Raw genomic sequence first — 15,419 nt, forward strand, 5'->3', positions numbered from 1 at the left:
TATGGACGGCGAAGAACATGGCGCATCTCCTCCACATCGACTCGAGCATCCAGGGCGAGCGCTCGGTGAGCCGCCGGCTGAGCGCGCGGGCCGCCGCCGCGTGGCGGGCCGCCCACCCGGACGGCACCGTCACCTACCGCGACCTGGGCGCGAACCCGCTCCCGCACGTCGACACGGCCGGCGGCCAGGCCGGCCTGGTGCCGCCCGAGGACCACACGCCGGAGCAGGCGGCCGCGTGGGCGCGGGTCGTGACGGTCGTCGACGAGGTGAAGGCGGCCGACATCGTGCTGCTGGGCCTGCCGCTGTACAACTTCGGCCCGCCGAGCAGCGTCAAGACTTGGGTCGACCACCTCATCGCCCCGGGCCTTTCGGTCGACCCCGAGACCTCCGCCGGGCTGCTCGGCGGCCGCGAGTTCGTCGTACTGGCCAGCCGCGGGGGCGGCTACGGCGCGGGCACGCCCCGCGAGGGTTGGGACCACGCCCAGCAGTGGCTGCCCCACGGCGTCGCGATGACCGGGCTCGAGCCGCGCTTCATCACGGCGGAACTCACGCTGGCGCCGGTCCGCCCGGCCCTCGCCGAGCTCATCCCGCTCGCCGAGGAGAGCCTCGCGGCGGCCGAACGCGCCATCGACGAGCTGTGGGTCCCGGCGCGCGTCTGAGGTCAGGAGCCGGCGGCCGGCCCGATGTCCAGGAGCTGCTCCAGGAACCCGCCGATGCCCAGCTCGCGGTCCACGAGGTGCACCTCGAGGATCCAGTGCGACGCCTGCCCGTTGCGGTCCGGCCGCCGCATCGGGTAGTCGCTCCCGGGCGCGATGTAGGACTCGAGCCGGTCCCCGTCGATCGTCTCGTGCGGGAACTGGCCGACCAGGTGGCCCGCGATGGCGCCGCCGAACTCCCAGCCCGCTTCGCGCGCCAGCTCGACCATGTGCGCGTACAGCTCGGCACCCGTGATGTCCGGCCGCGCGGCGAAGTACGCGCGGCCGGCGTCGAACACCACCGGCAGGGTGTCGCGCAGCCGGTGCTTGACCGGGTCGTCGCCCAGCACGTAGGTCCGGCCGAAGTCCGCTTCGAACTCCTCGAAGATCGGGCCGAAGTCGGCGAACACGATGTCGTCCCCGGCGAGGACCCGGTCCGGCGGGTTCTCGCGGTACGGCTGCAGCGTGTTGACCCCCGCCCGGACGATCCGCTTGTGCCAGTACCGGCGGATGCCCAGCAGCTCGCCGGCCAGGTCGCGGATCGCGTCGCTCGCCTCGGACTCCCGGACCCCGGGGGCCAGGATGCCCCGCTCGACCACCGCGTCGAACAGCTCGACGGCCTTCGCCTGCGCGTCCAGCAGCCGTCCGGCGCGTACGGTCTCGTCCTCGACCAGCTCACCCATGGCCCCGACGGTAGCAACGCCCGGCCCGGGCGGTACCGTGCCGCGGCGGGCGGACTGGCATGGAGCGGCACGGGCCGCACCTGGGCGAGGAAGGTCGGGTTTGAGCGCGCACACCTCCCAGATGGACGACATCCGGCTCGTCGCGCAGCCCAGCGCGCTGCCGGTCACCGGGCTGTTCGTCCGCCTGATTCTCACCGACTGGTCCCTGATGCCGATGCTGGAGCAGGTGACCGCCACCGCGAAACGGCTGGTCGAGGCCGTGATCGACGCCAGTGACCCGAAGGCGCCGGCCTTCGTCACGCTGCGGCTGCGGCTGCGCGCCGAGGTGCTCTCGATCGAGGTCGACGACGACATCCCCGGACGCCCGGAGCCGCAGGCCCGGCTCGGCGAGCGGCTGGGCGTCGTCCCGGCCGAGGGCGGCGGCCGCACCACCTGGTGCGAACTGCCGCTGCCGGGCGGGATGAGCGCGCGCCAGGTGCGCCTGCCGCGCCGCCAGGACCGCCGGACGCTCGTCGACGAGCCCGTCTCCGGCGACCCGGTGGCCGCGGACCCGGAGGTTCTGGAGCGCCTCCTGACCCGGCTGAGCGGCTGGTCCGGCCAGAGCTGAACCGCTTCCGCCCCCGCGTCCGTGCATCCCTGCGGGGGATGAACCGGAGGCGAGGAGGCGGGCCGCCGTGCGGATCGTGATCGCGGAAGACGACGCCCTGCTGCGGGAAGGGCTGGTGCTGCTCCTGCGCAGCGAGGGGTTCGAGGTCGCCGCCGCCGTCGACCACCCCGGCGAGCTGGTGGCCTCGGTCGAGGCCGAGGCGCCGGACCTGGCCGTCGTCGACGTCCGGCTGCCGCCGACGTTCACCGACGAAGGGCTGCGCGCCGCCCTCGAAGCGCGCCGCCGGGCCCCGGGACTGGCGATCCTCGCGCTGTCAGCCTTCGTCGAAGACGGCTACGCGGGCGACCTCCTGGCCGCCGCCGGCGGCGGGGCCGGGTACCTGCTCAAGGAGCGCGTCGGCAAGCCCGGCGAGTTCCTCGACGCCCTGCGGCGCGTAGCGGCCGGCGGCACGGTCCTGGACCGGGACGTCGTGGCCGTCCAGCTGGCCCGGCCGCGGCCGGGTGACCCGGTGGCGACGCTCACCGCGCGCGAGCGCGAAGTGGTGGCGTTGCTGGCCGAGGGCCACTCGGTGCCGGCGATCGGCCGGCTGCTCGGCATCGGCACCGCCGCGGCCCGGCAGCACGCCGGGGACGTCAGCACGAAGCTGCGCGTCCCCGGCGGCGCGATGCTCAGCTACCTGCGGGCGTGAGGACCTCGGCCTGCCGTTCGCGGTACCGGGCCACGTTGCCCAGCTTGACGTCCTCGTAGCCGCGAACGAGGTCGGGCAGCTCGGCCAGGGCCAGCGCCCGCGCCCGGTCCCCGGCGCGCAACGCCTGCAGGACCACGCTGCGGTAGTCCTCGATCAGCTCGCGCTCGACCCGGCGCACCTCGGCCCGGCCGAACGGGTCGAACCGGGTGCCGCGCAGCCGCCGCAGCGCGTGCAGCAGCCGGAACGCCGGGCGGAACCACGGGCCGAGGCTGAGCTTGCGCCGCATCCCGAGCGCCCGCAGCACCGGCGGGTGCAGCCGGTAGGCGTACTTCGTGCCCGCGCCGAACTGGTCCTCGATGCCGTCGGTGAACGCCGGGTCCAGCGACAGCCGGGCGACCTCGTACTCGTCCTTGTACGCCATCAGCTTGTACAGGTGCTTCGCGACGGCCTCGGTGATCGCCGTCGGCCCGTCCTCCAGCACCCGCACCCGCTCGACGAACTCCGCGTACGCGCGGGCGTAGGCCTTGTCCTGGTAGGCGACGAGGTCGGGGACCCGGATGTCGAGCAGCCGCGCCAGCTCGGAGCCCGGCTCGGCGTGCACCAGCTTGCGCACGGCCGTGGGGTTGGCGGCCGGCACCGGCGCCGGGGCTGCCGCCGGGGGCTCGGCCACGAGCCGGCGGCCGTGGCGGAACGCCTGCAGGTTCGCCGCCACCCGGGTGCCGTTCAGCTCGATGGCGCGCTCGATCACCGGCGCGGGCAGCGGGATCGCGCCGGTCTGGAAGGCCGCGCCGAGCTGCAGCACATTGGCGAACTGGTCGTCGTCGAACAGCTCTTCGGCCAGGCCGCGCGCGTCCAGCGACACCGTCCGCGCCGCCGCGGTTTCGATGGGCGCGAGCACGCTGCCGGGGTCCGGGAAGGACACCGTCGTGTCGACGACCATCCGGCCGGTCGGGACTTCGGTCGTGGAGACGACGGCGATCGTGCGCGCCGGGTCGGCGACCCCGAGGTTCGCCGCGTCCGCGCCGACGAGCGCGTCGCAGGCCAGGTAGACGTCGCATTCGCCGGCCGCCAGTTTCGGGGCCTGCTCGAGGAGTTCCGCCGTCACCTTGAGGTCGGAGACGACCGCGCCGCCCTTCTGGGCGAGCCCGGTCTGGTCCAGCGTGCGGACGTGCCGCCCGTCGAGCACCGCCGCGGTGGCGAGGATCTGCGTCACGGTGACGACGCCGGTGCCGCCGATGCCGGTGATCCGGACGGTGAAGTCCCGCTTCGGCGTCTCCGGTGCCTTGATGGCGTCGGCGGCCAGCTCGGCGGTCTTCCGGCGGCGCTTCCGGCCGGTCGGCACCACGGTGACGAACGACGGGCAGTCGCCGGCCAGGCAGGAATAGTCGACGTTGCAGGACGACTGGTGGATCGCGGTCTTGCGGCCGAACTCGGTCGCCACCGGCTGCACGGACAGGCAGTTCGACTTGGTCCCGCAGTCGCCGCAGCCCTCGCAGACGCGTTCGTTGACGACCACCCGCGTGGCGGGCGCGGTCTGCTTGCCACGACGGCGTTTCCGGCGCTTCTCGGCCGCGCACTCCTGCTCGTGGATCAGCACGGTGACGCCCTTGATCGCGGCCAGCTCCTCCTGCGTGCGCAGGAGCTCGGTGCGGTCGCGGACCTCGACCCCGGCGGGCAGCTTCCGGTGCTTCGCCGGGGCGTCGCTGGTGATCACGACCCGCTTCGCGCCTTCGACGAGTAGCAGCTGCGCGACCTTCTCGACGGCCAGCCCGCCGACGGCGTCCTGGCCGCCGGTCATCGCCACGGCGGAGTTGTAGAGCAGCTTGTAGGTGATGTTCACCCCGGCGGCGACCGCCGCGCGCACGGCGAGGCTGCCGGAGTGCGTGAAGGTGCCGTCGCCGATGTTCTGGACGAAGTGGTCGGCTTCGACGAACGGCGCCATGCCGATCCACTGGGTGCCTTCGCCGCCCATCTGCGTCACGCCGAGGACGGTGCCGACCTGGTCCGGCTCCATGAACAGGGCCATGGTGTGGCAGCCGATGCCGCCGCCGACGAGGGTGCCTTCCGGGACCTTCGTCGACGAGTTGTGCGGGCAGCCGGAGCAGAAGTACGGCGTCCGCGCGAGCAGCGGGACGGCGATGCGCTCGCGGCGACGGCGGCCGCGGTAGGCGTCGACCGGCGGGATACCCTCGGGCAGGACCTTGGCGAGCCCGGCGGCGATGCCGTCCGGGTCGAGTTCGCCGAGCTCGGTGAACAGCGTCCGGCCGTCGTGGTCCTTCTTGCCGGCGATCCTCGGTGCGTCGGGAAGGCCGTAGAGGACCTCCTTGAGCGCGGTTTCGACGAAGGTGCGCTTCTCTTCGACGACGACGATTTCGGCGAGGCCGTCGGCGAACTCGCGGACGATCGCGGGTTCGAGGGGGTGGATCGCGCCGAGCTTGAGGATGCGGATGCCGTGGGCTTCCGGGTCCAGGCCGAGGGTGCGCAGCGCCTGCCGGAGGTCCAGGTAGGACTTGCCGGCGGCGACGATGCCGATGCGGTCGGCGGGGCCGCGGGTGGTGATCCGGTTGACGTTGCTCACCCGCAGGTATTCGAGGGCGAGCGGCAGCCGGACGGTGAAGAGGCTGCGTTCCAGCTCGGCGAGGCTCGTCCCGAGCAGCCGTGACGTCGGGGTATGGCGGTAGCCGCCGGGGAGCTCGGGCGGGCTCCACTGTGGACCGACCGTGGCGGTGCCGGACGCGTCGGCGACGTTGGCGACGACCTTCATCGACGTCCACAGCCCGCTCGCCCGCGACAGCTCGACGGCGTGCATCCCGAGGTCGAGGACATCCTGGGCATCGGCGGGGAAGAACACCGGTACGGCGAGGTCGGCGAGGGCGAGCTCGGACGCGCAGGGCACGGTGGAGGACTTGGCGTTCGGATCGTCCCCGACGAGGGCGACGGCACCGCCGCGCGGATCGGTGCCGGCCAGGTTGGCGTGCCGGAGGGCGTCGGTGGCCCGGTCGAGCCCGGGGGCCTTGCCGTACCAGAACCCGGTGACGCCGCGGCGCCCACCGGCCCCGGCGACGAGCTGGCTGCCCATGACCGACGTCGCGGCGAGCTCTTCGTTCAGCCCGGGCCGGTGCACGACGTCGTGCTTCTCGAGCAGCGTCCCGCGGCGCCCGAGCTCGAGGTCGTAGCCGGCCAGCGGGGAGCCTTCGTAGCCGGAGACGAAGACGGCGGGGTCGCCGCCGCGGGCGCGGTCGTGCCGGACGCGGTCGAACAGCAGCCGGACCAGGGCCTGGACCCCGGTCAGGTGCACGGTCCCCGCCTCCCGCAGGTAGCGGTCCTCCAGCGTGAACGTGTCCACGGCGCGGCTCCTTTCGCCTCGGTGTTCCGGCACGATGCGGCGTGGGCCACAGTGACGCAACAGGCGCTGCGGGTTTGCGCCCTCGCGCGCAAAGTTCGGCAGCTTTCGGTCGAGATTGGCACGGATTCTTGCGTGTAAGCTCGGTCTCATGCCGGAAGACCTGCTGGACGCGACGGACCACGAGATCCTCGGCCTCCTGCGCGAGGACGCCCGCCGGACGCTGTCCGACATAGCGGGCCGCGTAACGCTGTCGACGGCGGCGGTGAAGCGCCGCATCGACCGCCTGCGGGAGAGCGGCGTGATCACGGGGTTCACGGTCCAGGTCGACCACGCGAAGCTGGGCTGGGGGATCGAGGCGTTCACGGAGCTGAGGTTCATGGGCAACACGAAGGTGGCGGAGATCCTCCGCACGACCACCCGGATGCCGGAGGCCCAGGCGGTGTTCACGATCGCCGGCGACCCGGACGCACTGGTGTGGTTGAGGGTCCGCGACATGGCCCACCTCCAGAAGACGATCGACGAGATCCGGCGGCACCACCAGGTGACGGGGACGAAGACGTTGATCGCGCTGGAATCCTGGTCCCGGTAGCCGTTTGCTGTTTGGACAATCGAACACGGGATAGGCCCGCAGCCTCACGGCCACGGGCCCACACCCACGCCCGCCTTCGAGATGCAGGCTGCTCACGCAGGACCCGCCTCCCGCTGCCCCGCAGTGCCCCCCGTCCGGCCGTCGAGGCGCAAGACCGCAGCGTGCAACCAATGACAGCTGGCGACGTCAGTGGCGGAACGCCTCCGCCAGCCACCACGATCCGCCGTCGTCGGCGATCTTTGCGTCGATCACCAACGGGGCCGTTCGCGGCTCCGCCAGCCAGTCCCGGACCGCCGACACATCCTCCGGCGTACGTACCGTCACGCCCGTGCAGCCGAAGCCGCGGGCGAGGGCGGCCAGGTTCGTGTCCGGGAAGCGGACCGTTGTCATGTCGGCGTTTCCGAAGTGGTGGACCTCCGCTCCGTACGCCGCGTCGTTGTACACGATCACCACCAGGGGGAGGCGCAGGCGGACCGCCGTGTCCAGTTCGGACAGTGCCATGTGGAATCCGCCGTCGCCCGTTCCCAGTACCGGGAGGCGGTCCGGGCGGGCCAGGGCCGCTCCGATGGCCGTGGCCAGGCCCAGGCCGATGCTCTGGAACGCCTGGGTGAAACAGAATCCCTGCTCGTCCGGCACCGACAGGTACGCGCTCGGGTAACCCATGAAGTTGCCCGAGTCGATCGCGACGATCCGCTCGGCCGGCAGCAGGTCGTCCAGGAGCCGGGACAACGTCCGCGGATCCATCCGGCCGGCGCCGGACAGGTCCTCGTACGCCACGTCGTTCCAGCGGCCGGTCGCTATCCGGGCCGCCACTTCGCCCGTGCGGTAGCCCGGCTTCTCCTCGACCGCTGCGAGCACGTCCGCGGCGGTGCAGCCGACGTCGCCGACGAGGCCGAGGTCGATCGGGCGGTGGGCGGCCAGGGCCTGCTGCTCGATGTCGACCTGGACCAGCTTCGCGTGCGGGCTGAGGAGCTTGCCGTGGCGGGTGGTCCACGTGTTCAGTGCGCAGCCCCAACCCACGACCAGGTCGGCGCCCACGATCAGCTCCGCCGCCACCGGGGAGGCGAACCCGCCCGAGATGCCCAGCGCGAACGGGTCGTCGTGGAACAGGCCGTGCGCGACCGCGGACGTCGCCAGCAACGCTCCGCACCGCGAGGCCAGCTGCCGCAACGGTTCCCGGCTCGACCGGGCGCCGCGGCCGGCGATGAACACCGGGCGCTCGGCCGCCGCGAGGAGGTCCGCGAGGGCGACCACGGACGCGCTGTCCGGGCGGACGGGAGCCGGTCCGGAGATCTCCGGCAGCGGCACCTCCCCAGGCGCCGGCTCGGCTTGGACGTCGAGGGGCAGGTTGAGCACCACCGTCCGGCGCTGCTGGACCGCCGTGCGGTACGCCCGGACCGTGTCCGCCACCGCGCTCGCCGCCGAGTGCACCCGCTCCGGCACCGCGCCGACCGCCGTGGCCAGGGCGTCCTGGTCGATGCGGAAGTTCGACAGCACCGACGAACCCGCCGAATCGGCCGCCAGCACCAGCATCGGCGTCCGGCTCTTGGCCGCCTCGGTGATGCCGGTGACCGCGTTGGTCAGCCCGCAGCCCTGGTGCAGGGACAGCACCGCCACCTTCCCGCTCATCCGGGCGTACGCGTCGGCCATGCTCGCCGCGCCGCCCTCGTGACGGGCCGCGACGAACCGGACGCCGCCCGCGCGCAGCGCGTTCGTCACCTCGAAGTTGCCGCTGCCCACCACGCCGAACACCGGGCCGGCGCCGAGGCCGGCCAGGGTCCGGCCGACCAGTTCGGCGACGTTCACCGCTCCACCAGGGCCAGCACGCGGGCGGGGCTGCCGGACCCGCCGACGATCGGCAGCGGCGACACCACCAGCAGCACGCCCGTCGGCGGCAGCGACGCCAGGTTCTGCAGCTGCGTCAGGCCGTGCTTGTCCGCGCCGAGCAGGAGCTCGTGGCACGGGAACATCGGCTCCAGCCCCGGCGCCTGGCCCGCGTCGGTGCCGACCGTCTCGACGCCGAGGCCGGTGATCGGCGTTTCCTCCGCGAGCCAGCGGGCGCACTCCGGGGCGACGCCCGGGGTGTGCGAGCCGGCCTCGTCGGCGTTGAGGAACTCCGCCTGGTCGGCGCTGCGCGCGTCCCAGCCGGTGCGGTAGAGCAGCCAGCCGCCGTCGGGCAGCGGGCCGTGCTCGGCCGTCCACGCGCGGACGTCGTCGATCGACAGGAGGAAGTCGGCGTCTTCGGCCGCCCGGGCCGAGAAGTCGAGCACGACCGCGGGCGCCACCAGCGTCTTCAGCGGCACCTGCGAGACGTCGTGACCGTCCTTTCCGGACACCCAGTGCACCGGGACGTCCAGGTGGGTGCCGGTGTGCTCGCCGGTGTGGATGTCGTTCCAGTACCAGCGCGGGCCGCGCTCGTCGTAGCGGCTGATTTCCTCCAGCCGGAACGGGATGGTGTTGGCGAACGGGGCCGGCAGCTGCAGGATCGGCGTGCCCGAACTCAGGGGCGCGGTGAGGTCGACGATCTCGATCGTGCCGCCCGCGATCGCCTTGCTCAGCCCGTCCAACAACGACATGCCTGCCTCCTGGTGCCGGTGTGCGCGTGCCGGAAGCCTATGCCGCGGGAAGCCGCCTTGACAGCGAGTCGCCCGGAGGTGTTGTCTTAATGTCGTAGGACAATAGGAAGGTGCCGGGTGATCGAGTTCGTCCTGGACGGCCGCTCCAAGGTCGCCACGTACATGCAGCTCGTCGTGCAGGTGAAGCAGGCGCTGCGGGTCGGCCTGCTGCGCCCCGGCGACCAGCTGCCGAAGGTGCGCGAGGTGGCCCAGTCGCTGGCGATCAATCCGAACACCGTGCTCAAGGCCTACCGCGAGCTGGTGCTGGAGGAGCTCGCCGAAGGCCGGCCGGGCGTGGGCACCTTCGTCACCGGCAGCCTGGCCGGGCCGTCGCTGGGGCACCAGGCGCAGCTGCGCGACGAACTGGTGGCCTGGCTCGGGCGCGCCGAAGCCGCGGGGATGTCGGACGACGACATCGCCGCCCTGATCGAGACCACGATGCGCGGCGCGCGGGCGCCGCAGGACCTGTCGTAGGGGAGTCCGGAAGATGGAACTGGCGGTGGAGACCCGGGGGCTGGGGAAGCGGTACGGGCGCGCCTGGGCGGTGCAGGACTGCGCGCTCGAACTGCCCGCCGGGCGGATCGCGGCCCTGGTGGGCCCGAACGGCGCGGGCAAGACGACGTTGCTGCACCTGCTCGTCGGGCTGCTGCGGCCGGACGCGGGGGAGGTGCGCGTGTTCGGCCGCGACCCGCGGGCCGTGCTCGCCGACGTCGGGTTCGTCGCGCAGGACACCCCGCTGTACCGGGAGTTCACCGCGGCGGAGCTGGTCACCATGGGCGGCAAGCTCAACCGCCGCCGCTGGGACGCCCCGCTGGCCCGCGAACGGCTGGCCACGCTGGGCATTCCGCCGGACAAGCCGGTGGGCAAGCTGTCCGGCGGCCAGCGCGCCCAGGTCGCGCTGGCCCTGGCGCTGGCCAAGCGCCCCCGGCTGCTGCTCCTCGACGAGCCCATCGCGAGCCTGGATCCGCTGGCACGCCGGGAGTTCATGCAGACGCTGATGGGGGCGGTCGCCGAGAGCGAGACGACCGTGCTGCTGTCCTCGCACCTGCTCACCGACCTCGAACGCGTCTGCGACCACCTCGTCGTGCTGCAGCGGTCGCGCGTCCAGCTCACCGGCGACGTCGACGAGCTCCTCGACAGCCACCGCACCCTGGTCGGCCCGCGCGCCGGCAGCGAATCCATCGCCGGCGTGGCGGAAGTCGTCCGCGCGAGCCACACCGAACGGCAGTCGACGCTGCTGGTCCGCCGCGGCGGCGGCCCGATCGATCCATTGTGGACGGAGCACGAAGTGACCCTGGAGGACGTGGTGCTGGCGCACCTCGCCGAAGCCGAAAGCCGCGTCGCGGCGTCCGCGTGGGAGGTGCCGGCATGATCTGGCTGACCTGGCGCCAGCACCGCAAGCAGGCGCTGTTCACCCTCGGTGCGCTGGCGCTGCTCGCCGCCATCATGGTGCCCACGGGCCTGGCGATGCACGCGAAGTACGACAGCCTCGGCCTCGCCGCCTGCCGGGCCGCCCTCGGCACCGCGCCGCTGGTCACGCAGACCGAGGCGGTGGCGCGCTGCGAAAGCCTCGGCCACCAGTTCCAGGACCGGTTCAGCGGCCTGGTGTTCGTCGCCGTCCTGTTCGTGGTCCTGCCCGTGCTGGTCGGCGTGTTCTTCGGCGCGCCGCTGGTCGCCCGCGAGGTCGAGCAGGGCACCCACCGTCTCGTGTGGACGCAGGGGGTCAGCCGGCGGCAGTGGGCGGTGGCGAAGTTCGGCCTGGTCGGCGCGATCACCGCGGTGCTGGCCATCGGGTACGCGCTGGGCGTGTCGTGGTGGTTCCAGCCGCTGGTCGGCGCGACCACCGGCCGGCTGACCTACATCTCGTTCGACGTCCAGGGGATCGTGCCGGTCGCGTACACGCTGTTCGCGCTCGCCCTCGGCGTCTTCGCCGGGACGTACTGGCGGAAAGTGCTGCCCGCCATGGGCATCGCGCTCGTCGGGTTCGCGGCGGTCCGGGTCGCGATCGAGGTCCTGGCCCGGCCGCGGTACCTGCCCGCGCAGAGCCTCTCGTTCTCCCCCGGGGGCACGCAGACGCCGAACCCGGCGTCCGGGGACTGGGTGATGCAGCAGGGGGTCCGCAACGCGGCGGGGGACATGGTCCTGCCGGACGCGCAGATCGGTCCGTGCCCGCCGTCCGGCTGCGGGGCCGGCCCGGGTCCCCGCGAGGCGGGCCCCGGCGCCTACAACTGGCTGCAGTACCAGCCGGGGGACCGGTTCTGGCTCTTCCAGGGCATCGAAACCGGGATCTTCGTGCTGCTGGCGGCCGCGCTCTTGTTCTTCGCGCTCCGCCGCCTGCGCACGATCGCCTGACGCCGCAGGTTCTCCACCGGACGCCGGTGCGGCTTCGTGAGTTTCCCACCGCGCGGCGGCCGATCGGGTGATCTGCCGGGACAAGTGGGCGAACCGTCCCCGGAGTGCCGGTGCACCGTCGTACAGTCCCACCCGGTGAGGGAGCACAACGGTTTTACCGCTGGGCGCGCGGGGGATTCGGAACCGTGGCGGGTGTGCCTGCTGGACTCGTCGGGCCGGGCACTGGGTGCCGGCATGCTGCTGGGCGAATCCACGGTGCTCACCTGCGCGCACGTCGTGCAGGCCGCGGGAGCTGAAGCGCTTTCGGGCGGCCAGGTGCTGGTCCGGTTCGTCGGCCTGCCCGGAATGCCGGAGGCGCAGGCCGGGGTCCGGCCCGGCTGTTGGGTGCCGCCGGAAGAGGACGGCCGCGGTGACATCGCCCTGCTGGACCTCGCCGAAGCGTTCCCCCACGTCCCCGGCGCGCCGCTGGTGCGCCTCGGCGCGGTGCGCGACCGGGTGGTCCACACCTACGGCTTCCCGCACCCGCACCGCCACGGCGTCTGGGTGAACGACGCCGAGCTGGCCGGCCCGGCCGGCGCCGCCGGGGAGTGGATCCAGCTCAACTCGAAACTGCCGGGGGAACGGGTCCGCCGCGGTTTCAGCGGGGCCGGCGTGATCGACAAGGCGACCGGCGCGGTGCTCGGGATGGTGGTCACCGAGTACACCGACGAGCGCGCCGGGCTCGCCTACCTGATCCCGGTCGAGGTGATCGCCCGGCACGTGCCGGAGGTGGCGCGGTGGGTGGGCGAGCCGCCGCGGCCGTCGGCCGGCCCGCTGGTCGTGCTGCTCGGGAACGGCGACCCAGCGCACCTGGACCGGTTCCTGGCCCAGGTGCGGCGCGAGCGCCGGGTGGCCGGGCCCGCGGGGGCCGGCGACCGGCTCACCGCGATCGTGGACGCCACCGGCAAGACCGCGGACGAGGTGGCCGAGCACGTCAGCGCGGGCATCAGCACCGAAGAGGTCACCACGGCGCTGGCGGCCCACCCGGAGGACGTCGCGGTGGCCGTCACCGGCATCGACGCCGCCCGCGCGCCGGAGGAAGTGCTCACCGGCGCGGTGAAACCGTTGATGGACAAGGGAGCCACCGTGCTCGCCCAGTTCGGCGGGCCGGATTCGCCCGGGCTGCGGCTGGCCCGCCGCTGGGAGAGCGAGCGGAACGCGCACCGCCTGGCGCGGCTGGCGCTGCTGGTCGAGATGGTGGAGTACGAGGAGGACCGCACGCGGCAGCTGGCCGGCCGGCTCGGTGCGCGCGCGGCGGTACCCGGCCGCTCGGCGGACCTGCGCCTGCGGCTGGGTGCGCTGCGGTCGGCGGGGGAGCGGATCGATCCGGGCCGGGTGCGGCGCGCCCTGGCGGTGACCGAGCGGGATGCCGAGACCGCGTGGCGGGAGCTCGGCGTGCTGCACACCGACCTCGTGCCGCGGGCCCGCCGGCACGACGAACTGCACGGACGGCTGCGCGGCTACAACGCGAAGGCCACCGCCGCGGGCCTGATGGAGGACGAGGAACTGGCGGAGCTGTACCGCCCGGCCATGGAAACGCTGACCACCCGGCCGGACGAGCCCGAAGCGGCGGCCGGGCTCGTCGAGCGGTACGTGCGCGCGGTCCGCCGCCGGCTGGAGGGCGCGTGACGGCGGAAACGGTGTGGTGCCACGGGCAACCGGTCGGGCCGATCGGGTTCTGCGAGGTCTGCGGCCACCGCCGGGTCCCGGCCGAGCGGCCGGCGGCCGGCCCCGGCGGGTCCGGCCCGGCGATGGAGAGCACCCGGCGCAGCGTCGAGTTCTGGGGCGGCGACGCGGATTTCCAGTCCCTGCCGGCGATCGAGGTGCCGGACCCGGAGAAGCTCGTCCTCGCCGAGCCCGTCTACCCCGAACGGCTTCGGTTCTGCGGCGGCTGCGGCGCGCCGGTCGGCCGCGCCTACGCCGGTCAACCCGCGTTCGCCGAAGGGTTCTGCGAAAACTGCGGCTTGCCGTTCTCCTTCCTGCCCAAGCTGACCCGCGGCGAGCGGATCGGTGACCGCTACGACGTGCTCGGCTGCTTCGCCCACGGCGGCCTCGGCTGGATCTACCTGGCCACCGACACCGCGCTCGGCGGCCAGCACGTCGTGCTCAAGGGCGTGATCAACAGCGGCAACGCGGTGCGGCGCGCGCTCGCCCGGGTCGAACGCGACGTGCTCGTCCGGCTCGACCACCCCAACATCGTGCGAATAACCGACTTCGTCGAGCACGGCGCCGAGCCGGACACCTACCTGGTGATGGAGTACGTCGGCGGGCGGTCGCTGCGCGACCTGCTGCGGGACGGCCCGCCGCCGCGGGTCGAGCACGTGGTCGTCTACGGCCGGGCGATCCTCGCCGCGCTGGACTACCTGCACGGCGAGGGCCTGCTCTACTGCGACATGAGCCCGGCGAACGTGATCCACGGCGACAAGCGCGTCAAGGTGATCGACCTCGGCGCGGCCCGTTCGATCGACGACCCGGCCGGGGCGAGCGTCGGGACCGAAGGGTTCCAGGCACCGGCGCACGAGATCGCCCGGCACGGCCTGACCGTCCGCTCGGACCTGCACGCCGTCGGCCGGACGCTGCAGGTCCTGCTCGAAGCGGCGAGCGAGGACCCCGGCCAGGACGGCGTCGCCGGGGGCCTGGACTCCCTGAACCGCGTCCTCGAGCGGGCGGTCGCGCCGTTCGAACGGCGGTTCGCCACCGCGGCCGAGATGGCGGAGCAGCTCGACGGCGTGCGCCGGGAAATCCTGTCCCTGCGCGACGAACGGCCGCGGCCGGTGCCGTCGGCGCTGTTCGAGGACACCGCGGAACTGCTCGACGACGGCCTCGGCGCGGTGCCCGGCCTCGACCACTGGCTCACCGGCGACCACGCCGGCGGCCGGCTGGCGCTCGGCCTGCCCGGCGCCGCCGGCGGCGCCGGCCGGCTGCCGATCCCGCGGGTCGCCCCGGACGACCCGGCGGCCGCGTTCATCGCCGCCGCGGGCGCGCCCGGCCCGCACCGCTGGCTGGGCAAGCTCGCGATGTTCGGCGAACGCTCGGTCGAGATCGCGTTCGCCGAGACGCGCGCGCAGGTCGCCCTGGGCGAACCGGGAGCCGCCGCCCACGCCCTGGCCGCCGCCGAAGAACTGCTGGGTCCCGAGGCCGCGCGCGACTGGCGGGCCGCCTGGCACCACGGCCTGCTGGCGCTGGCCCGCGGCAACGCCGAAGAAGCCGCGGCCGCGTTCGACCGGGTGCACCGGAGCTGGCCCGGCGAGATCGCGCCGAAGCTGGCGCTCGGGTTCTGCGCCGAACTGCGCGGCGAGACCGGCCTCGCCGAGCGCTGCTACCGCTCGGTGTGGCACCGCGATCACGCCCAGGTCAGCGCCGCGTTCGGGCTGGCCCGCTGCCACCTCCGCAGCCGGGGCCGCGACGCCGCGGTCGCCCTGCTCGACGCCGTCCCGCCGATTTCCCGCCACTACGACGCCGCGCGGATCGCCACCGTGCGGATCCGGGCCGCCCGCCTGCCGTCCGGGCCGCCGAGCGGCGACGACCTGGCCGACGCCGCCCGCCGGCTGCCCGAGCTCTACCTCGACCGGGAGGCCAAGGACCGGCTGGAAGCGCTCGTCCGCGAGGCCGCGCTGGCCGGGCTCGACGGCCGGGAGGGCTGGGACGGCGGCGAGCTCCTCGGCGAGCGCGTCACCGAACGCGGCCTGCGGACGCTGCTGGAGCGGTCGCTGCGCCGGCTCGCCGAGCGGGCGCGGGACCGCGACGAACACGGCGTGCTGGTCGACCTCGCGAACTCCGTCCGGCCGAGAACGAGAAGGTGATC

Annotated in this window: 13 protein-coding genes; 9 read left to right on the top strand and 4 right to left on the bottom strand. The window is 73.8% G+C overall.

Annotation, left to right across the window (positions count from 1 at the left end; all coding sequences use genetic code 11):
- The first annotated feature begins 17 nt into the window (after nucleotides 1–17).
- Nucleotides 18–659, top strand: a complete 642-nt coding sequence (locus C2L59_RS00785; RefSeq protein WP_103347562.1) for an FMN-dependent NADH-azoreductase — start codon at nucleotides 18–20, stop codon at nucleotides 657–659.
- 2 nt (nucleotides 660–661) lie between these two features.
- Here C2L59_RS00785 and C2L59_RS00790 read toward each other — a convergent pair whose 3' ends face one another.
- Nucleotides 662–1,378, bottom strand: a complete 717-nt coding sequence (locus C2L59_RS00790; RefSeq protein WP_199198848.1) for a M24 family metallopeptidase — start codon at nucleotides 1,376–1,378, stop codon at nucleotides 662–664.
- Nucleotides 1,379–1,478: 100 nt separating this feature from the next.
- Between C2L59_RS00790 and C2L59_RS00795 the strand changes: the two genes are divergently transcribed.
- On the top strand, nucleotides 1,479–1,985 hold the full coding sequence (locus C2L59_RS00795) for a histidine kinase (protein WP_103347563.1): 507 nt from the start codon (nucleotides 1,479–1,481) through the stop codon (nucleotides 1,983–1,985).
- A 67-nt stretch (nucleotides 1,986–2,052) separates the two neighbouring features.
- Entirely contained in the window at nucleotides 2,053–2,673 is a 621-nt protein-coding gene (locus C2L59_RS00800; RefSeq protein WP_103347564.1) for a response regulator, read from the top strand.
- Here C2L59_RS00800 and C2L59_RS00805 read toward each other — a convergent pair.
- Nucleotides 2,654–6,019: an indolepyruvate ferredoxin oxidoreductase family protein gene (locus C2L59_RS00805; protein ID WP_103347565.1), complete on the bottom strand. Its 3,366-nt coding sequence runs from the start codon at nucleotides 6,017–6,019 to the stop codon at nucleotides 2,654–2,656. The genes C2L59_RS00800 and C2L59_RS00805 overlap by 20 nt on opposite strands.
- 148 nt (nucleotides 6,020–6,167) lie before the next feature.
- On the opposite strand from C2L59_RS00805, the gene C2L59_RS00810 reads away from it, so the two are divergent.
- Nucleotides 6,168–6,608 carry an Lrp/AsnC family transcriptional regulator gene (locus C2L59_RS00810; protein ID WP_103347566.1) on the top strand — a complete coding sequence of 147 codons (441 nt, stop codon included), beginning with the start codon at nucleotides 6,168–6,170 and terminating at the stop codon, nucleotides 6,606–6,608.
- A 186-nt stretch (nucleotides 6,609–6,794) separates the two neighbouring features.
- Here the strand turns inward: C2L59_RS00810 and C2L59_RS00815 are convergent, their stop codons facing one another.
- Together C2L59_RS00815 and C2L59_RS00820 are read right to left on the bottom strand one after the other, a co-directional pair.
- Nucleotides 6,795–8,414, bottom strand: a complete 1,620-nt coding sequence (locus C2L59_RS00815) for a thiamine pyrophosphate-binding protein (protein ID WP_103347567.1) — start codon at nucleotides 8,412–8,414, stop codon at nucleotides 6,795–6,797.
- The gene (locus tag C2L59_RS00820) at nucleotides 8,411–9,184 is read right to left on the bottom strand and encodes a cyclase family protein (RefSeq protein ID WP_103347568.1); all 774 of its coding nucleotides are present in this window, start codon (nucleotides 9,182–9,184) and stop codon (nucleotides 8,411–8,413) included. Before C2L59_RS00820 ends, C2L59_RS00815 begins: the two co-directional genes overlap by 4 nt.
- Before the next feature lie 117 nt (nucleotides 9,185–9,301).
- Here C2L59_RS00820 and C2L59_RS00825 point away from each other — a divergent pair, with 117 nt between their 5' ends.
- The 5 genes from C2L59_RS00825 to C2L59_RS00845 all read left to right on the top strand — a co-directional run bounded on the left by C2L59_RS00825 (nucleotide 9,302) and on the right by C2L59_RS00845 (nucleotide 15,417).
- Entirely contained in the window at nucleotides 9,302–9,697 is a 396-nt protein-coding gene (locus tag C2L59_RS00825; RefSeq protein WP_103347569.1) for a GntR family transcriptional regulator, read from the top strand.
- A 13-nt stretch (nucleotides 9,698–9,710) separates the two neighbouring features.
- The gene (locus tag C2L59_RS00830; protein WP_103347570.1) at nucleotides 9,711–10,595 is read left to right on the top strand and encodes an ABC transporter ATP-binding protein; all 885 of its coding nucleotides are present in this window, start codon (nucleotides 9,711–9,713) and stop codon (nucleotides 10,593–10,595) included.
- Nucleotides 10,592–11,575, top strand: a complete 984-nt coding sequence (locus tag C2L59_RS00835) for an ABC transporter permease (RefSeq protein ID WP_103347571.1) — start codon at nucleotides 10,592–10,594, stop codon at nucleotides 11,573–11,575. Before C2L59_RS00830 ends, C2L59_RS00835 begins: the two co-directional genes overlap by 4 nt.
- A gap of 135 nt (nucleotides 11,576–11,710) precedes the next feature.
- A complete protein-coding gene (locus C2L59_RS00840) occupies nucleotides 11,711–13,243 on the top strand; it encodes a trypsin-like peptidase domain-containing protein (RefSeq protein WP_233223192.1) in 1,533 nt (510 codons plus the stop codon).
- Nucleotides 13,240–15,417 carry a serine/threonine-protein kinase gene (locus C2L59_RS00845; protein WP_103347573.1) on the top strand — a complete coding sequence of 726 codons (2,178 nt, stop codon included), beginning with the start codon at nucleotides 13,240–13,242 and terminating at the stop codon, nucleotides 15,415–15,417. The genes C2L59_RS00840 and C2L59_RS00845 overlap by 4 nt, the downstream gene beginning before the upstream one ends.
- The last annotated feature ends 2 nt before the right edge of the window (nucleotides 15,418–15,419 follow it).

Origin of the sequence: Amycolatopsis sp. CA-128772 (assembly GCF_002904295.1) — a bacterium.
In the GTDB taxonomy this organism is placed as follows: Bacteria; Actinomycetota; Actinomycetes; order Mycobacteriales; family Pseudonocardiaceae; genus Amycolatopsis.